Here is a 17,835-nt window from a genome sequence, read left to right on the forward strand (position 1 = left end):
GGGGCCATGCGCGCTCGTTACGGAGTCCCCTTGTCCATCGCCGCGGTCGGCGCGGCGGGCCTGGCCTACGCCGCCGGATTCGAAGTCCGTTCCTTCAGACTGCGCCGGGTCACCGTGCCCGTACTGCCTCCCGGCATGCGGCCGTTGCGGGTGCTCCAGGTCTCCGACATCCACATGGTCAGCGGGCAGCGCAAGAAGCAGCGCTGGCTCCAGTCGCTGGCCGGGCTGCGGCCCGACTTCGTGATCAACACGGGCGACAACCTCTCCGACCCCGAGGGCGTCCCGGAGGCCCTGGACGCGCTCGGCCCGCTCATGGAGTTCCCCGGTGCGTACGTCTTCGGCTCCAACGACTACTACGGACCGAAGCTGCGCAACCCCGCCCGCTACCTGATCGAGAAGGCCCAGAAGCGCCACGGCCTGAACGGCAACCCACCTGCCGTCGGCGCCGTCCACAACCCCTGGGAAGACCTGCGCGACGCCTTCGACACGGCCGGGTGGCTCAACCTCTCCAACACCCGCGGCCGCCTCAAGCTCGACGGCTCGGCCGGCGGCTTCGAGATCGCGCTGACCGGCCTGGACGACCCGCACATCAAGCGCGACCGCTACGCCCAGGTCGCCGGCGGCCCGGAGCCCGACGCCGACCTCTCCCTGGCCGTCGTCCACGCCCCGTACCTGCGCTCCCTGGACGCCTTCACCGCCGACGGCTACCCGCTGATCCTGGCCGGCCACACCCACGGCGGCCAGCTCTGCATACCCTTCTACGGGGCCCTGGTCACCAACTGCGACATCGACACCGACCGGGTGAAAGGTCTCTCCACCCACACCGCGGGCGGCAACACCTCTTTCCTCCACGTCTCCGCAGGCTGCGGCACCAACCGCTACACCCCGGTCCGCTTCGCCTGCCCACCGGAGGCGACCCTGCTGACCCTCACGCCGCGCGGCTGATCCCGCGGGGAACAGATCTCAGGGCAGCGCGACGCATCTCACATCCTCCGGATACCGCGGCCCGGCCACCGAGCCGGGCCGCGGCATTTGCCTGCGGCCTCCGACTACGGGGCCCGGCAGCGGCATCCGGCCGCGGGGCCCGGCAGCGGCATCCGGCCGCGGGGCCCGGCAGCGGCATCCGACCGCGGGGTCCGGCATCGGCGTCCGGCCGCAGGGTCCGGGCGCGGGGTCCGGGCGCGGGGCCCGGCCGCGGCGTCCGGCCGCGGGGTCCGGCATCGGCATCCGACCGCGGGGCCCGGGCGCGGGGCCCAGCCCCGGGGCCCGGCCGCGGCATACGCCCCCGGCCTCCGCCCCGGCCGAACAGCCCGTCCGCACGGCCGGACACCCCTGCCCCGCCTACCTCCGGCACGCGACGCCTACCTCCGACACACGACTCCACCTCACCTCCCCCTGCACACACACTGCACCTCCCCCTACGGATTCACCACACCTTCACCATCCCGCCCCGCTCCCGTCTAGCGTGGGGGGATGATCGACCCCACCAGCGCCCGCGTCCCGCGCTCCCGACCGTCGCAGCCCACCTCCCACGCCTCCTCCCGCTACGCCCGCGGAGCGGCGTTCGCCTCCGCCCACACCCCGGCCTCCGCGGTCGTCCCCCCGGTCCGTCGCCCACTGGCCGCGGCCTTCCGCCTGCTGATCGCCCTGGCCGCACTGACCGGCCTCGTCCTGGACATCGCGATCACCCCGGACCTGGGTCGCCTCTTCAGCTACTTCACCGTCCAGACGAACATCGCCGTGGCCGTCTGCTTCACCTGGTCCGCCTACCGCGCCTGGTCCGCCCGCCCACCGATCTCCCCACGGATCACCGGCGCGGTCCTGCTCTACATAGCCATCACCGGCCTCGTCTACCACTTCATCCTCACCAACGACTCCAGCGGCTTCTCCATGACCGGCACCGAGGAACACGACGCCGTCCGCACCGTCTCCACCCACCTCCTGCACACGGTCTCCCCCATCGGCGCCGCCCTGGACTGGCTCCTGTTCACTGCCCCCCGCGGCTTCCGCTGGCGCCACGCCGCCCAGTGGCTGATCTACCCCTTCCTCTACCTCCCCTTCGCCCTCATCCGCGGCGCCCTCCTCGCCCCCGGCACCGAGGGCCGCTACCCGTACGGCTTCCTCGACGTAGACCTCCACGGCTACGCCGGCATAGCCCTCAACACCGTCATCTTCGGCTCCGCCTTCTACGCCCTCGCCCTCCTTCTCATCACAATCGACCAGGTCAGGCCCCACCCCCGCCGCCCCGAGAACCGGATTTCACCTTCGGGGATCGGTCCGCTAAAGTAGAGCTCGTTGCTTCGGGGTGTGGCGCAGCTTGGCAGCGCGCTTCGTTCGGGACGAAGAGGTCGTGGGTTCAAATCCCGCCACCCCGACTGAGAAGTAGCAGGCCAGAGGGCCGGTACTGGAACCAGTACCGGCCCTCTGGCCATGTGTGCTTCATTGCGTCACTACGGCTCATCGCCCAGTGGAGCGGTGGGTGTGTCGTCGACCACAGTTGCATGGAGGCCGGGGCATCGGCGCGTAGGCGTTGCCCCTGTGTCGCGCGCGAGCAAGGTGGGGCCGCCCGGTTCCGCCTCTTCGTGAAGCAGTGCCCGAAGCGAGCGACAGATTCGAGCGGTCTATGCCCGTTGTTGTCACGCTCAGACCCATCTCTGTCCCAAAGTCGTCACTTCCGGCCTGCGATGATCAGCAAAGGAATGAAGGCAGCTAGGCAGAGGGGGGACGATGCCCGTTAACAGGTGGTGGCGACACGACCCGCACGAGCGCTACTGGCTGGAGATCACGAACCGCGAGGACATCGGCACAAACCTGCTCGCGCCCCAAGTCAACGATCGGGGCGAGGAGTACTGGTCCTATGCGCTTGTACGCGAAGTACGGCCAGGTGACCTCGTTCTGCACTGGGACAAGAACCACGGACCCGGAGTCGTTGGGTACTCCCACGTACGAGGTGAGGCGACCGCGTCCACCATCACCTGGCAGAGCAGAGGCACCTATGGCCGGCAGCGGAGTGCTTCGGGGCCGGAGCCTGCCTGGGAGGCGCCCCTCGGCGGGTACCGCCGGTTGAAGAAGCCGGTCACTCAGGCGCGTCTGCGGGAGATTGAGCCGAGTCTTCGTGCGCTGCGGGACCAGCTTGCACAGACAATCGAAGGACCGCTTTATTTCCCCTTCGCCCTGTCGCTCGCCAGGCCCCTTCGTGCAGCGCAGGGATACCTGACCAAGCTCCCACGAGCGCTGGTGGAGGCACTGCCCGAGCTGCTGGAATTGCGGCAGACCGCGATTTCTGAACCCCATGAGCCGGAAGCCGCCCCGGTACTGGCCTTGCCCACCAAGCCGACCGGGACTTCCGGTTATGGACGGCAGCACGATGCCGAGCGGCGACGGGCCGTTGAGCGATACGCGATGGACCTTGTGCTCGCTCACTATCGCTCACTGGGTTACGAGGTCGAGGACGTGGGAGATCACTCGCCCTGGGACATCACCGTGCGTAGGGACGGGACGGAGACGCACATAGAGGTGAAGGGCAGTACCACCACCCGTGAAGCCATAGACCTGACCGAGGGAGAGGTCCGCCACGCTGAAGGCACTTCCACCTGCCTTGTAGTGATAGATCAGATCGAACTCGACGACCACCTCCGCTGCCGGGGCGGACGTTGGCGGTCGTGGTCAGACTGGGCGCCAAGGCGAGAAGAGCTTGTTCCCACGGCGTACCGGTACCCGCTTCCAGCAGGAGGCGAGGGCGGACGCTCCTCCAGCTAGCTGCCCTCCGGCAGGGACTCTGTGACTGGGTGTGCCGACGCTCGTGGGTGCCCCGCGACTGCCGTCTGTCAGGTGGGCGTACCGCGATGGGTCAGGAGTGTTCCCAGTGGTGTTCGCTCATGCGTGACCGAGCGGCCCGCACGTGTCGTGGTGAGGAGACCGGCAGCGCGTAGCGCCGCGGTGTGCACGGACACGCTGGCGGCGCTGACGTTCAGGTGTCGGGCCAGGGTGGTGGTTGTGTGTGGGGTGGTGAGGAGGCGGAGGATGCGGGTTCGGGTGGGGCCGAGGGCTGCGTTCAGGGGGTCGGCAGGGGTGGCTTCGGTGGGTGAGAGGGGGATGCCCGGGCCGGCTGGATAGGTGAGGTGTAGCGGGTGGTCGGGGTGGTTGGCCACCAAGGGGTGACTGGTCCAGTGGAAGGTGGGGTGTAGGAGGACGCCTTGGCCGGTCAGGGAGATGTCTCGGGTGGTGGGGGCTGGGATTTCCCATGTGGTGCCGCGGAAACGGGTGTTGGGGACGAGGTGAGTCAGGGCTTGGGCGGTGCCGTGTTCGGCGGTTGTCAATGCGTGGCGGGTGAATTCGGTTTGGTGGAGGTCCTGGATCTGGGGCCATATGGGGCGTAGGACGGTTTCGAAGGCTGCTCGTTGGGCCTGGTTGAAAAGGTGCCAGGAGTCGGGGTCGTTTTGGTGGAGGGCTCGGATCCAAGGGGGTGGCGGGTGGGAGGCCGACGCGTAGACGCGTTGGAGTTCGGAGCGGATGGCGGTGGGGTGGGTCGCGCGGATGGATTCCAGGGCTTCGGTGAGGGAGTCGTTGTAGGTGTCGAGGAAGGCGGGGGCCTTGCCCGCGGGGACCAGGGCGCGTAAGGGCAGGGCGGTGGGCGGGAGGGAGCGGAGGAGGCGTTGTCGCCAGCGGGCGTAGAGGAGGGGGTCGTCGCTGCTGGTCGCCTTCATGAAGGCCGTGTTGAGTTCGATCAGGGGTGCCGGGCGGGGTGCGAAGCGGACGCGGGCGAAGTCGGCGGCCGTGAAGTGGATGCGGAGCACTGGTCCCCCTGGTGGTGTCGTGCGCCATCGTCCTCATGGTGTCGCGCGTCATCGGTCTCATGGTGTCGCGCGGCATCGATCTCATGGTGTCGCGCCATCGTTTTGGGCTGGGGTTAAAGGATCGCGGGTTTCTCCTCTCGGGCGTCAGTCTGCCGACGACAGCAGGGTGGCAGAGGACGCCGGGGAGAGGGGAGATGGAGATGTCTGTAGGTGGGGTTGTCGGGGCTGGGCGGCGGACTTTCGCGAAGGCGGCGGTGTTGGGGGTGGCATCGCTCTTCACCGGGGGTGGGGTTGGGGGTACGGGTGGGGGTGAGGCGCTGGGCGATGTGACGGTGGGTGCGCGGAGCGGTGGTGTCGGCTCCGTTGGTGGGCGCCTGGGGGCTGTGGGGGTGGGGGCTGTACGGGGCGTTGGCAGTGGGGGTGTGGTGCTTCGGTTGCCGGCGCCGACCGGGCCGTATCCGGTGGGTGTCGCTGAGCTGTACCTGGTTGATGGTCGGCGGCGGGACCCGTGGGAGGGGATCGCTGTGCGGGAGGTGATGGCTTCCGTGTTCTATCCAGCGGGAGATGTCGAGGGGTGTCCGAGGGCTCGGCAGATGTCGCGGGGAGTCGCGAAGGCTTTTGGGCAGTTGATGCCGTTGGTGCGGCCGGGGCTGCCGCAGGCGGGGGTGGACTGGGCGGGTACGGCTGCTCATGCGTACGTGGGTGCTCCTGTGCTGGGTGGGCGGTGGCCGGTGCTGGTGTACAGCCCGGGTGGCGGGGACCCGCGCGGGCTGGGGACGTGTGTTGCCGAGGAGTTGGCGAGCCGGGGGCGGGTGGTGGTGTGTGTCGATCACCCTGGGGACGCGGTGGCGGTTGAGTTTCCGGTGGAGAGGGCCGGGCGGGAGAGGGTGCGGAAGACCGTCTTCAGGGGTGATCCGAGGGCGGACGCGAGGGTGTTCCGGACAATGATCGGGGCGCGGGTGGCGGACGTTCGGTTTGTGCTGCGGGAGTTGGGGAGTTTCGCGGCGGGGCGGGAGGCGGATGCGGCGGGGCGTGTGGTGCCGAAGGGCTTCGGGCGGGCGTTGGATCTGCGGCGGGTGGGGGTGTACGGGCATTCGGCGGGTGGGACGACTGCGGCGCAGGTGATGTATGAGGAGCGCCGGGTCACTGCGGCTGTCAACTGGGAGGGGTTTCTCGACCAGGCCCCGGAGGCTTCCGGGCGGCCTGGGGAGCTGTTGCCGGTGGCTCGGTACGGGGTGGGTCGGCCGCTGCTTCTGGTGGGTACGGACGGGTTTCCGGGGCGGGAGGAGATGGGGCGGTCCTGGTCGGCCGTGCGAGCCCATTCGGGCGGACGGGTGCGGCAACGGCGGTTCGAGGACGCGGCGCACTGGGTGTTCACGGATCTCGCCCCGATGGTGCCGCAGTTGCAGGCGGCTGGACTGATGACGGCCGAGGCGCGGGGGCGGCTGGTGGGTGCGGTGCGGCCGGAGGTGTCGGTGCCGGCCGTACGCCGGAGTGTGCGGGCCTTCTTCGCGCGGTGGCCGCAAGCCCGGTGACCGAGGGCTCCGCTCCAGGGCCGAGGGCTCCGCTCCAGGAGCGAGGGCTCCGCACCAGGTCAGGGATAGGTCAAGATCTCGGGCCCGAGGCCGGGAAGCATGGGCGGGTGCGGGGTGGCGGGCTATCGTCGGGAGGAGGTGACGTGGGGAGGGGGCGGTCTCGGGTGGTTTCGGACGAGGCTGTGGTCGGGTGTGCCGGGGAGTTGGTGCTCGGGACCCGTGGGGCGGCCGGGGCCGGTGAGGTTCTGGTGCGGGTCAGGGGCGGTACGGAGACGTTTCTGGCCTGGTCCGCCGAGCCGCTGGCCCGTGGGACGCGCGTCCTGGTGGTCACCTCGCGGGGCGGCCGGCAGGTCGATGTGATCGAGTGGGCCGACCCATTGGACGCGTTGGCCGGTGACGCCGGCGACGCCGGCTGAGGAGACGACGAGAGATGTTCGGTTACCGCGTTCCCGCCCCCGACGAGGCGATGCTGATATCGGGCGGCAGGCGTGGGCTCGGGGGTGCGCCGTTCCGTGTCGTGACCGGTCACGGCAAATTCGTGTTGCCGATCTTCCGCAAGACGCGCTTTCTGACACTGGCGATGTGCGAGTCGGAGGTCGTCGAGACCTGTGTGACACGGCAGGGCATCGCGCTGACCGTACGTGCCGTGATCGCGTTCAAGGTCGGCAACGACGTCGAGAGCATCGTCAACGCCGGTCAGCGGTTCCTCTCCGACCAGGACCAGATGTCGGTGCTGACCGGCCGGATCTTCGCCGGGCACCTGCGGTCCATCATCGGGTCGATGACGGTCGAGGAGATCGTCACCGAGCGGCAGAAGCTGGCCACCGAGGTGCTGGACACCTCCAAGGCCGAGATGGCGAAGATCGGGCTGCACGTGGACTCGTTGCAGATCCAGTCGATCGACGACGGGGACACCGGATACATCGAGGCCATGTCGGCCCCGCACAAGGCGGCGATCCAGCGGCAGGCGCAGATCGCCCAGGCCCAGGCGACGCAGGCCGCGGCCGAGGCGGAGCAGGAGGCGGCGCGCAAGCAGGCCGAGTACGCGCGGCAGACCGCCGTCGTACAGGCGCAGTACAACGCCGAGGTGGACCGCGCGCAGGCCCAGGCCGCGCAGGCGGGCCCGCTGGCGGAGGCGCACGCCCAGCAGGAGGTGCTGGACGCGCAGACCGAACTGGCCGAGCGCGCGGCGCAGTTGCGTCAGCAGCAGCTGGTGGCCGAGGTCGTCAAGCCCGCCGAGGCGGACGCGGAGCGGATCCGGGTGCTCGCCATGGCCGAGGCCGAGCGGATGAAGATCCAGGCGGCGGCCGCGGCCTCGTACGACCGGGTGGCGCTGGACCGGATGCTGATCGACCAGTTGCCGCAGATCGTCAAGGAGGCAGCGGCCGGTCTGTCCGGCGCGAACGTGAACGTGCTGAACGGTGCGGACGGCCTCGGCGAGATCGCGGCCGGGCTGGTGGGCCAGGGACTGACGATCCTGGATTCGGTACGGCGCAACCTGGGCCAGCCGGGAGACGGCGGCAAGGACGGGACGCCCGGTGCCGGCGGTACGTACGGTACGGAGGCCGCGGAAGGTGGCGGCGGTGCCGGGCGGAACGGCGGGCGGGTCGAGATCGAGTAGGTGACGAGCAGGAGGCGAGCAGGAGGCGAGCGGATGGTGGCTAGCAGATGGCGGCTGCGCGGTGGTTGCATGAGAAGTAGCCGGTCGGGCGCCTCGGGGCGTTGCGTACGTCCGTGAAGCGCCCGCGCCCGTCACCAGCTGGACCACCCGCCCGTCACCCGCTGGAACCATCCGTCACATCACCCGCCAGAACCAACCACCCGTCACATCACCCGCTGGAACAGGTCCAAGCGGTACGAGTTGCCGTGCCGGTGGCAGGTCCGGCCCTCGATCGGCCGCAGGTCCGCCCGGTCGCGGAAGACCTTGTGCACCCCGTGGCCGGTCACGATCTCCGGTGCGGCTTCCGTGGCAGGAGCGGTATCGGGCTCGTCGTGAACCCAGTGCGCCAGCAGTACGTGCCCGCCCGGCCCAAGCAGGGCGGCAATCCGCGCAGCGGTCAGGCCGAGGTCGGGGGCCGACAGGTAATAGCCGACCTCGGACATCACGATGAGGTCCACCGGGGCCACCGCCAAGGAGGCCGGCAGGCTGCCGGCGTCCAGTTCTTCGGGGACGCGGAGGGTGGCGAAGGTGAGGTGGGGCAGGTCGGCGCAGTTCTGGCGGGCCTGTTCGACCGCGGCGGTGGAGCAGTCGGTGGCCAGCAGGTGGTCGCAGTGGGGTGCCAGCAGCCGGGTGAGGGCGCCGACGCCGCAGCCGATCTCCAGGGCGGAGCGGAAGCGGCCGGCGGGCAGCAGGGACGCCGTGTCGGCGAATTTCTCCTGCTCGTACGGCTTGTGGAGGGTTCCCCACGGGTCGGTCCTGGACCGGTAGGCCTTGTCGAAGTGCTCAGCCGACACCGATGTGCGGGGGCTGCCCGGCATGACGGTTCCCTTCTGCGTTGTCGTGGGTGGCGGGGCCCAGTTCCCAGATGAGTTCCGCCTGGAGCGGGCCCGGCCGCCGCAGGAACGGCCCGTGGCCGACCGCCACCGGCGCCAGCTGCGAGGTGTAGCTCAGGACCGCCGCCCGCTTCGCCGCCCATTCGCGTTCGTCCAGGCGGATGTCGTGGGCCACGCGCAGCTCGTACGCGGCGGACAGGTCGCGGTAGGCGCCGCCGTACTTGTCCGAGCCGGCCAGCCGCTCGACCGCCGCGTCCGTGCCCCATTTACGGGCGCCGCCGGTGTACGGCAGATCCGCGTATACGTACGGAGCCAGGCCCGGGCGCCCGGCCAGCACCGCGAGGGCCTGGTCCCGTACGGCGGTGTGGTCGGGCTGGTTCGTGCCGAGGGGGACCAGCACCCTGGTGTCCGGGGGGAGGCCCTTCAAAAAGCCCTCAAGTCCATCGAGTTCGCCGTCCGTACGGTACGGGCTGTCCGGGTTCGGGAGGGTCACCTGCTCGGCGCCCAGCAGCTTGCAGGCCCGGGCGTCCTCGGCCAGGCGTACGCGGTACGCCTCCTCCGGCGTGGCGAAGCCGCAGCCCGCGTCCCACCAGGAGATCCGGTCCGCCGCCGGGGCGCCGCCGTGGACGGTGACCACGGCGGTGGGCCCGGCGGTGCGGCCGAGGTATCCGGCGACGGACAGCGCGGCGTCGTCGAAGTGCGGGGAGAGGACGACGGTGGTCCAGCGCGGGCCGTGGTCGGCTGCGGTGCTCACGGCTGCGCGGGCTGACCGGCAGACTGACCGGCGGCCTCCCCGGCAGCGCGGACCGAGGCCAGCAGCAGTCCCGCCGACGTCTTGCCGGTGGGGCTGGTGATGTACTCGGCGAGCAGGCGGCGCGCCTCGGCCTTGTCGGCTTCGGGGATGGTGTCGGGGAGGACGAAGGTCGGGTCGGTGCGCTTGAGTTCCTCGACCGCCGCGTAGTACTCGTGCCGCAGCAGGCCCCATACGGCGCCGTCGTGGTGGCGGCCGTCGAGGTAGAAGTACTCGCGCAGGATGCCTTCGAGGGTGAAGCCGACGCCGGTCACCAGGCGCATCACGTTCTTGTTGTAGAGCGCGGTGGTGAACGTCACCCGGTGGGCGTTGCGCGCGTGGAAGAGGTGGTCGATGAGCAGGTCGAACGCCTCGGCGCCGAACCCGCGGCGCCACAGTTCGGGGTCGCCGATCGCGCCGCCGAGCACATAGCCGCCGACCGGGCCTTGTGCCTTGTAGTGCACCGCGCCCACGGTCCGGTCCTCGCCGTCGCGCACCGCGAACTGCCGCAGGCCGCCGCTGTGGTCGAGCTTGCGGAAGTCCTCGGCGGTGACCACGTCCCCTTCGGTGGCGGCCATCACCGCGGCGGCCGAGTCGGGGCCGAACCACTGCGCCATCAGCTCGTAGTCCTGGTCGGCGGGGCGTTCGAGCCGGACGAGTTTGCCCTGCATCAGTTCTCCGTTCCGGTCCCGAGCGAGGACCGTGGTCGCGATGTTGTCGGTCGGTGCTGTGGTGGTGGGCCCGGTCAGCCCGTCCGGACGGCGGTGGGCACGGGTTCGGCGCCGGCCGTCAGGGCCTCGATGCGGTCGGCGGCCGCCGCCGCTCCCCCGGCCCCGCGCACCTCTTCCCGCATCCGGGTGACCGCGGCCCGGATGCCGCCGTCGGTCATGACGCGGGTCAGGGCCGTGCGCAGCGTGTCCGCGTCCAGGTGGTCGCGGTCCAGGCGCACGCCGAGGCCGAGGGCGTCGATGCGTTCGGCGACGGCGGTCTGTTCCTGGGTCTGCGGTACGGCCACCATGGGCGTGCCGTGCAGCAATGCCTCCATGGTGGAGCCCATGCCGGCGTGGGTGACGAAGGCGTCGGCGTGGCGCAGCACGTCGAGCTGGGGGACGTGCGGGTGCGCCTCGACGTGGGCGGGGAGCGGGCCGATGGCGGCGCGGTCCATGCGCGGCCCGTACGCCATGACGACCTGCCAGGGCAGCGTTGCGACCGCCTCGCCGCACATGCGGAAGAACTCGGGCCAGTCGTAGCAGGCCGTGCCGAGGGCGATCAGCAGCACCGGGCGGCCGTCCCCGGCCGGGCGCCAGCTGCCCTGGAAGCCGCGGTCGCCGGCGCACGGGCCGACGAAGGCGAACCGGTCGTCGAAGGTCTCGCCGTGGTACTGGAACGCGCGCGGCAGGAAGACCAGGCGCAGATCCTCGGTGTGGCCGAGGAAGTCGGTGACCGAGCGGCCGGACAGGCCGTGGGCGGCCAGGAACCGGGTCAGCTCCCGGGCGAAGCGCAGCACGCCGGGGTGCAGCGGGTTGTCGGCCAGGAACTCGGCCTCCAGCGAGAAGTGCTCGTTGGAGACGAACGAGGGCCACATCTCAGCCGCCGGCAGCCGCCATTTCGCGGCGAGCACCCGGCCCGCCCAGGCGATCCCGTCGTACGCGATGGTGTCGGGCCGGTCGGTGGCCCAGGCGTCCTCCAGTACGTCCAGCGTCGCCCTGGCCTCGCGCAGGAAGTCCATGGGGGAGATGGCCAGGCCGTCCTCGGTGAGCGCGTCGTCCACCGGGTTGCGGTAGACGACCGGTTCGGCGCCCACGGCCCGTACGGCGGGCGCGAACGCCTCGGTGACCGCGTACGAGACCCGGTGGCCGCGCCGGACGAGTTCCGCGACGAGGCCGAGCGTCGGGTTCACATGACCGTGCCAGGCGATGGAGACGAAGCCGATGTGGCGCGGCATGGCGCCCTCCCCCGTTGTTGTCACCGTAGACGTTGTTGACAAAATATGACTACAGATTCAGCATATTCGACAACTCATGACTGGCGGTAGAGGGGTGGCGCGGCCGGATGACGACAGCGGAGACGGACCGGCCGGACGCGCGGCCCGACGGCGGCCGACAGCCGGATGACGACGCCGTACGCCGCGGATCCGAACGCCACGGATCCGAACGCCACGGATCCGAACGTCACGACGCAGTACGCCATGACGCCGTACACCACGGATCCGAACGTCACGACGCAGTACGCCATGACGCCGTACGCCACGGATCCGTACGTCACGACGCCGCAAGTCACGACGCCGTACGTCACGCATCCGTACGTCACGGAATCGCTCTCGCGGCCACCGACGGCCGACAACTGGCCGACGCGACGGCCGAGTTCGGCGCACCCGGCCTCACCGCCGCCCCGGAAGCGCACACCAAGCCCGTTGACGCGGTCACCTGGGCGCTGCGTACCGCGTTCGAGGCCCTGCCCGAGGCCGTACGGTCGACCGCCCCGCTGTACGTCCTGTGCGGCGCGTACAGCTCCTGGGCCGCCCGGCACTTCGTAGGGCGCTGCCACGACACCGGGCGGCGGCTGCGGCCCTCGGACTCGATCGGCCTGGAGACCTCCGAGCTGGTCCGCCCCTACACCACCGCGTCCGGACACCGCGGGGGCTGCTACCTGCTCGCTCCCCTGCCGGTGGACACACGGGAACCGAAGCGGGCCACGGACCCGCCGCGCCCGCCCTGGCCCCTGGCCGCCATGCCGGGACCGGCCGTCCACCTGGACCTTTTCGTCTCCCCCTGCGAAGGACCGCGCCCGGTGCACTGCCTCGCCATCGCCACCGCCTGGAGCGTCACATGCCCGTGAAGGACCCGGTCAACGACATCGTCATCAGCGGCCTCGGGCTGGTCACCCCGTTCGGTGCGGGCGTCGCGCCCTTCTGGCGGGGGCTGCTCGAAGGGCGCTCGGCCCTGCGTCCGGCCGGGCGCTTCGAGGCGCCGTCGTACCGGGGCGAGCCGGTCGGCGAGGTGCCCGGACCGGGCCCGGCGGCCGGGACGCCGCGCAAGAGCGCCTACGCGCGAGCCGCGATCGGGGAGGCCGTGGAGGCCGCCGGGCTGCCGGGAGTGCCGCGCGACGCCCTGGTGATCCTGGTCGGGCAGGCACCGTACCCGGGCCCGGAAACCGTCGCGGACGCTGCCTCGGACCCCGCCGCCCACCGGGAGTTCCTCGGTCCCGACCCGGCCGGCGCCCTCGGCCCCGCCTTCGCCCCGGGCCGCGTCCTGCACCTCTCCCACGCCTGTGCCTCCGCCGTCTTCGCGGTCGGCTTCGCCCGCGAGGCCCTGCGTGCGGGCGTCGCGCCGCTCGCCGTGGTGGCGGGCTCGTCGGTGCTCAACCGGTACGAGTACGCCAGCATGGACGTCGTACGGGCCGTGGGCCGGGAAGCGGCCAGGCCGTTCGACACCGGCCGGGCGGGCATCTCGCTCGGTGAGGGCGGGGGCGCCGTCGTCCTGGAGCCGGCCGGGCACGCCAGGGCGCGGGGGCACGCCACGGATCTGGTGGTCGCCGGTGCGGCGTGCCGGGTGGCCGGGGCCAAGGCCGCCGCGTCGGACGCCGAGCTGATCGCCGGGTGCATGCGCGACGCGCTGGCGGACGCCGGGGCGGACCGGCTGGACCATGTGCACGCGCACGCGACCGGCACCGTCCAGGGCGACGCCGCCGAACTCGCGGCCGTGGAGTCCATCGCCGCCGAAACCGGTTCCGACGCGCTCCCCGTGACCTCGCACAAGGGCGCCATCGGCCACCTGCTGCACATCTCGGGCGCCCCGGCGCTGGCCGCCGCCGCGCTGACGCTGCGTACGGGGACCGTCCCGCCGACCGCCGGACTGACGGCCGCCGAGGGCACGGACCGCGTGGTGCTGCCGACGGCGCCTCTGCGGCTGCCGTCGGCCCGTACCGCCGCCGTGAACAGCTTCGGCTTCGGCGGCAACAACGCGACGCTGGTCCTGCGCGGGGTCTGAGGGGCCCTGAAAGGGGGCTGTGTCATGGCCCCGGCCGGGCGTCCACCGCCTGGCCGGGGCCATGACACAGCCCCTTCCCCCCAGTCCCTCACCCCGACCCCTCCCCCCCCAGCCCCCAGCCCCTCAGTCCCCCAGCCCCACCTGCGCCCGCAGCGCCCGCGCGTCCACCTTCCCGTTCGCCGACAGCGGGAAGCTCTCCACCACATGGACCGCGTTGGGCTGCTCGTACTCCGCCAGATGCACGGCCAGCCGACGCCGCCACTCGGCAGGCGCGGCGACCTCGGGATCCGCCACCACGAAGTGCAGTGCGCTGCCGCGCCGGCTGTCCTCCACCGCCAGCACCTTCACCTGCCGCCCGGCCGCCTCGGCCTTGCGTTCCAGGCTCTCCGGGTAGAGCGTGAAGCCCAGCCGGTGCACCGCCTGGTTGCGGCCGACCACGTGCAGGTTGCCCGCCTCGTCGAAGCGGCCGAGGTCTGCGGTCGGGTACCAGGTCGTGTGCCGTACGGGCGTGAGCGTGCCGTCCTCCAGGAGGTAGCCCTCCATCAGGCCCGGCGAGTCCACCTCGATCTCGCCCAGCTCGCCGGGCGCGGCCTCCCGGCCGTCCGGGGTGACCACCCGTATCCGTACGCCGGGCAGCGGCCGGCCGCAGCCGGTCGGCGCGTCGGGCGTGGCCAGCGCGACGTTGCCCAGCTCGCTGAGGCCGTAGCCGTCCAGCAGCGGGCGGCCCATGACGGCCGGGAACGCTTCGGCGAGCGGGGCGGGCAGCGGGGCGCCGCCCACGCCCCAGATCCGCACCCCGGCGAGTGCCTCGCGCAGCTCCGGGCGGCGGCGGACGACGCCGAGCAGGGAGTGGTACGTGGACGGGGCGGCGTCCACGGCCGTGACGCCGTGGGCCGCGGCCTGGCCGACGGCGAGGTCCAGCCGCTGGTACGGGGTGACGATCAGGGTGCAGCGGGCCAGCCACCACAGCAGGACGACGGACAGGCCGTACTGGTGGGAGAAGGGCAGCAGCGGGGCGAGCACGTCGTCCGCGCGGTAGCCCATGGCCTGGATGGTGCGCAGCGTGTTGTCGTGCACCGCGGGGCCCGACTTCACGATGCCCTTGGGGCGGCCGGTGGTGCCGGAGGACCACAGCACCACGGCGTCCGGGCGGGCGAGCCAAGCGGTGAGGTCGACCTCGCCGGGCGGGGGCGCGGTGTCCGCGCCGAGGCCGGGGTAGCGGAGCACCCGGTCGGCGGGGAAGGCGGGACCGGCGATGCCATCGGTGCCGTGGGTGCCGTCGGTGTTGTCGGTGCCGTCGGTGAGCAGCCAGCGGGCGCGGGCCTGGCGGGCGGTCGCCCGGCCGTCGGCGGCGGACTGGCGGTGGTCGACCGGGACGAGCGAGGTGTCCAGGTGCATCAGGGCGAGCAGCGCCACGACGTAGTCGACGCAGTTGTCACCCTTGACCAGGACCCGGTCACCGGGGCATATGCCGCGGTCGCGCAGGACCCGGGCGGCGGCCAGCACCCGGCCGGTCAGGTCCGGTCCGGACAGGCCGTCGGACGCGCCGACGAGCCGGGGGGCGGGGACGGGGGGCGCCATCGTTTCGGTCATGCGGAGATCCGCTCCCATGAGTCGGAGTCAGTTCTTGTCATCGCCGCCGGGGCGGTTTTCGTCATCGTCGGCACGGCGGTTCACATCGCCGCCGCTGTCGCGGTGGTTCGCGCCTTCGCAGCACCGGTGGTTCGCGCCTTCGCAGTCACAGCGGTCCGCGTCTTCGCTCTCACGCCGGTCCACGCCTTTCCAGTCCCGGCGGTCCGCGTCTTCGCTCTCACGGCGCTCCGGGAGCAGCAGGGTGGAGGTCACGGTGCTCACCGGTGATCCGTCGGCGGCCCGGAAGGCGCTCTCCAGCACCACGACCTCGCGGCCCGCGCGCCGGGACGCGTCCTTCAGCCGTACGGTCACCAAGAGTTCGTCCCCGGCGTACGCGGGCCGGTGGTGCACGAAGCGCTCCTCGCGGTGGATCGTGCCCGCGCCGTCGGCGGGGGCGCCGAGATCGCGCAGCAGCCGTTCCTCGGCGCGGATCGCGAGGACGGCGAGGAAGGTCGGCGGGGCGAGGACGTCCGGGTGGCCCAGGGCGCGGGCCGCCGCGGGGTCCGTGTGCGCGGGGTCGGCGGTGCCCACGGCCGCGGCGAACTCGCGGATCTTCTCGCGCTCGACCGCGTACGGGCCGAAGACGGCCCGGCGGCCGTCCCCCTCCCCCGGTACGCTCACCGGCCGCCGCCCACGCCGTCCCGCCGCAGCAGCGGGACCGCCGGGTCCCACGTCGTGCCCTCCCGGGCGTCGCGGCGGCGCCGGGCGATGCCGGACAGCGCCTCCAGGACGATCCGGTTGCCCAGGTACGCGGTGATGTCGGCGTGGTCGTACGGCGGTGCCACCTCGACCACCTCGACGCCGACGACGGGCAGTTCGTAGGCCGCCCGGCGCACCGCGTCCAGCAGTTGGCGCGAGGTCAGGCCGCCCGGCTCGGGGGTGCCGGTGCCCGGCGCCTGGCCCGGGTCGACCACGTCCACGTCGACCGAGAGGTACACGCCGTCGCAGTCGTCCATGGCGGTGGCGAACGCCTCGGTCAGGCAGGTGTCGAAGCCGCGGGCGGTGATCTCGCTCATCTCGTACGAGCGCATGCCCTGGTCGGCCATCCAGCGCAGCGTCTCCGGGCCCGGCCAGTAGCCGCGCAGCCCCATCTGGAGGAAGCGGTCGCCGCGAACCGCGCCGCACTCGATGAGCTGGCGCATCGGCTTGCCGTGTCCGTAGAGCGGGCCGTCCTCCACCTCGCCGGTGTCGGCGTGCGCGTCGAAGTGCAGCATCGAGATGCGCCCGAAGCCGTGGTGGCGGGCGACGGCGCGCATGTCGGGCAGCGCGATGGTGTGGTCGCCGCCGAGCACGACGGGGATCGCGCCGAGGCCGGCGGTCATCCGTACCGCGCCTTCCACGGTGCGGATGCTCTGCTCGATGTCCCCGGAGTAGCAGGGCACGTCCCCGGCGTCGTAGACCTTCAGTTCGGTCAGCGGGTCGACGCCGAGCGCGAGGCTGCGCCGGGCGCCGTTGTGCGGCAGGTAGCAGGCCTGGCGGATGGCGGCCGGGCCGAAGCGGGCGCCGGGCCGGTGCGAGGTGCCGCCGTCGAAGGGGGCGCCCAGGATGATCACGTCGGCGTCGGTGGGCGGGTCGTCCAGGTTCAGGCGCGGGACGCCGAGGAAGGTGATGTCCGGGCCGAAGGCCGATCCGAGGTGGTGCACGTCAGCTTCCGATCAGGTGGTGGCCGCCGTCGGCGTGCACGATCTCGCCGGTGGTCGCGGGCAGCCAGTCCGAGAGCAGGGCGAGGCAGGTGCGGGCCACCGGGTCGGCGTCCGCGGGGTCCCAGCCCAGCGGGGCGCGGGTCGCCCACTCCTTCTCGAAGGCCGGGCCGTCGCCGCCGATGCCGCGGGCGGCCAAGGTTCGAAGCGGGCCCGCCGCGACGAGGTTGACGCGGATGTTCTCGGGGCCGAGGTCCCGGGCGAGGTAGCGGGAGCAGGCCTCCAGCCCGGCCTTGGCGACGCCCATCCAGTCGTAGCCGGGCCAGGCGCGCGAGGCGTCGAAGTCCAGGCCCACGATGGAGGCGCCGGGCGCCAGCAGCGGGCGGCAGGCGGTGGCCAGGGCGGTGAGGGAGTACGTGGAGGTGTGCAGGGCCGCGGACACGTCGGTCCACGGCGCCGTCAGGAAGCCGCCGTCGAGGCAGGTGGCGGGGGCGTGGGCGACGGAGTGCAGGACGCCGTCGATGCCGTCGAGGTGCGCGCCCACGCGGTCGGCGAGGGTGGCGAGCTGGTCCGCGTCGGTGACGTCGAGTTCGACGACCGGGGGCTCGCCGGGAAGGCGGCGGGCGAGCCGCTGGACGAGCGTGGGGCGCCCGTACGCGGTGAGCACGATCCGCGCGCCCTGCTGCCGGGCGAGCCGCGCCACGGCGTAGGCGATGGAACTCTCGCTGATCACACCGGTGATGACCAGCCTCTTGCCGTCGAGCAGGCCGCTCATCCGGGCTCCTCACAGGGTGGTACGGGGAAAGGGTTGAGCTCCGGTGCCCGCCCGGGGGCGGGCACCGGAGCTGGCGCTCAGCGCGTTCAGCAGTGGCTGCTGACGGTGCTGGAGACGCGCGCGGCCTCCTCGGCGGGGACCTCAAGGCCCTGCAGGTCGAGAACGATCGACATGGTGTTTCCTCC

Annotated in this window: 18 protein-coding genes and 1 tRNA gene; 9 read left to right on the forward strand and 10 right to left on the reverse strand. The window is 72.1% G+C overall.

The features are described 5' to 3' along the window. Positions 1-6: 6 nt before the first annotated feature. The 4 genes from CP973_RS38280 to CP973_RS38295 all read left to right on the forward strand — a co-directional run bounded on the left by CP973_RS38280 (position 7) and on the right by CP973_RS38295 (position 3,759). Complete coding sequence (locus tag CP973_RS38280; RefSeq protein WP_150249311.1) at positions 7-945, forward strand: metallophosphoesterase; 939 nt, start codon at positions 7-9, stop codon at positions 943-945. Between the two features lie 528 nt (positions 946-1,473). Beyond that, positions 1,474-2,289, forward strand: coding sequence for a Pr6Pr family membrane protein (locus CP973_RS38285; RefSeq protein WP_150249314.1), 816 nt, complete (start codon positions 1,474-1,476; stop codon positions 2,287-2,289). A 12-nt stretch (positions 2,290-2,301) separates the two neighbouring features. Beyond that, positions 2,302-2,375, forward strand: a tRNA-Pro gene (locus CP973_RS38290). Positions 2,376-2,727: 352 nt separating this feature from the next. Then, on the forward strand, positions 2,728-3,759 hold the full coding sequence (locus CP973_RS38295) for a protein NO VEIN domain-containing protein (protein WP_150249317.1): 1,032 nt from the start codon (positions 2,728-2,730) through the stop codon (positions 3,757-3,759). Between the two features lie 68 nt (positions 3,760-3,827). Here CP973_RS38295 and CP973_RS38300 read toward each other — a convergent pair whose 3' ends face one another. After that, complete coding sequence (locus CP973_RS38300) at positions 3,828-4,796, reverse strand: helix-turn-helix domain-containing protein (protein ID WP_150249320.1); 969 nt, start codon at positions 4,794-4,796, stop codon at positions 3,828-3,830. Positions 4,797-5,425: 629 nt separating this feature from the next. Here CP973_RS38300 and CP973_RS38305 point away from each other — a divergent pair. The 3 genes from CP973_RS38305 to CP973_RS38315 all read left to right on the forward strand — a co-directional run bounded on the left by CP973_RS38305 (position 5,426) and on the right by CP973_RS38315 (position 7,952). Then, positions 5,426-6,331, forward strand: coding sequence for an alpha/beta hydrolase (locus CP973_RS38305; RefSeq protein ID WP_341874887.1), 906 nt, complete (start codon positions 5,426-5,428; stop codon positions 6,329-6,331). A gap of 164 nt (positions 6,332-6,495) precedes the next feature. Further along, positions 6,496-6,747 (forward strand): hypothetical protein, encoded by a 252-nt coding sequence (locus CP973_RS38310; RefSeq protein WP_030603531.1) that lies wholly within the window; start codon positions 6,496-6,498, stop codon positions 6,745-6,747. A gap of 14 nt (positions 6,748-6,761) precedes the next feature. Then, the gene (locus tag CP973_RS38315; protein ID WP_150249323.1) at positions 6,762-7,952 is read left to right on the forward strand and encodes an SPFH domain-containing protein; all 1,191 of its coding nucleotides are present in this window, start codon (positions 6,762-6,764) and stop codon (positions 7,950-7,952) included. Between the two features lie 203 nt (positions 7,953-8,155). Here the strand turns inward: CP973_RS38315 and CP973_RS38320 are convergent, their stop codons facing one another. The 4 genes from CP973_RS38320 to CP973_RS38335 form a co-directional block, all read right to left on the reverse strand. Next, positions 8,156-8,809: a class I SAM-dependent DNA methyltransferase gene (locus CP973_RS38320; RefSeq protein WP_150249327.1), complete on the reverse strand. Its 654-nt coding sequence runs from the start codon at positions 8,807-8,809 to the stop codon at positions 8,156-8,158. Beyond that, on the reverse strand, positions 8,775-9,578 hold the full coding sequence (locus CP973_RS38325) for a PIG-L deacetylase family protein (protein ID WP_150249330.1): 804 nt from the start codon (positions 9,576-9,578) through the stop codon (positions 8,775-8,777). The genes CP973_RS38320 and CP973_RS38325 overlap by 35 nt, the downstream gene beginning before the upstream one ends. Then, entirely contained in the window at positions 9,575-10,285 is a 711-nt protein-coding gene (locus CP973_RS38330) for a GNAT family N-acetyltransferase (RefSeq protein ID WP_150249333.1), read from the reverse strand. Before CP973_RS38330 ends, CP973_RS38325 begins: the two co-directional genes overlap by 4 nt. Before the next feature lie 74 nt (positions 10,286-10,359). Beyond that, entirely contained in the window at positions 10,360-11,559 is a 1,200-nt protein-coding gene (locus tag CP973_RS38335; RefSeq protein WP_150249336.1) for a macrolide family glycosyltransferase, read from the reverse strand. Between the two features lie 107 nt (positions 11,560-11,666). On the opposite strand from CP973_RS38335, the gene CP973_RS38340 reads away from it, so the two are divergent. Together CP973_RS38340 and CP973_RS38345 are read left to right on the forward strand one after the other, a co-directional pair. Further along, the gene (locus tag CP973_RS38340) at positions 11,667-12,452 is read left to right on the forward strand and encodes a hypothetical protein (RefSeq protein WP_150249339.1); all 786 of its coding nucleotides are present in this window, start codon (positions 11,667-11,669) and stop codon (positions 12,450-12,452) included. Beyond that, on the forward strand, positions 12,443-13,603 hold the full coding sequence (locus CP973_RS38345; RefSeq protein WP_150249342.1) for a beta-ketoacyl synthase N-terminal-like domain-containing protein: 1,161 nt from the start codon (positions 12,443-12,445) through the stop codon (positions 13,601-13,603). Before CP973_RS38340 ends, CP973_RS38345 begins: the two co-directional genes overlap by 10 nt. Before the next feature lie 123 nt (positions 13,604-13,726). Here CP973_RS38345 and CP973_RS38350 read toward each other — a convergent pair whose 3' ends face one another. The 5 genes from CP973_RS38350 to CP973_RS41895 all read right to left on the reverse strand — a co-directional run bounded on the left by CP973_RS38350 (position 13,727) and on the right by CP973_RS41895 (position 17,823). Continuing rightward, a complete protein-coding gene (locus tag CP973_RS38350) occupies positions 13,727-15,196 on the reverse strand; it encodes a class I adenylate-forming enzyme family protein (protein WP_150249345.1) in 1,470 nt (489 codons plus the stop codon). A 27-nt stretch (positions 15,197-15,223) separates the two neighbouring features. Further along, a complete protein-coding gene (locus tag CP973_RS38355; RefSeq protein WP_244410230.1) occupies positions 15,224-15,856 on the reverse strand; it encodes an FAS1-like dehydratase domain-containing protein in 633 nt (210 codons plus the stop codon). Next, the gene (gene speB / locus CP973_RS38360) at positions 15,853-16,878 is read right to left on the reverse strand and encodes an agmatinase (RefSeq protein WP_150249349.1); all 1,026 of its coding nucleotides are present in this window, start codon (positions 16,876-16,878) and stop codon (positions 15,853-15,855) included. Before speB ends, CP973_RS38355 begins: the two co-directional genes overlap by 4 nt. A 1-nt stretch (position 16,879) precedes the next feature. After that, positions 16,880-17,650: an enoyl-ACP reductase FabI gene (gene fabI, locus CP973_RS38365; protein ID WP_150249352.1), complete on the reverse strand. Its 771-nt coding sequence runs from the start codon at positions 17,648-17,650 to the stop codon at positions 16,880-16,882. An 86-nt stretch (positions 17,651-17,736) separates the two neighbouring features. After that, positions 17,737-17,823, reverse strand: coding sequence for a class III lanthipeptide (locus CP973_RS41895; RefSeq protein ID WP_191094851.1), 87 nt, complete (start codon positions 17,821-17,823; stop codon positions 17,737-17,739). Positions 17,824-17,835: the final 12 nt, after the last annotated feature.

The organism is Streptomyces albofaciens JCM 4342, from assembly GCF_008634025.1.
Taxonomy (GTDB): Bacteria; Actinomycetota; Actinomycetes; order Streptomycetales; family Streptomycetaceae; genus Streptomyces; species Streptomyces albofaciens.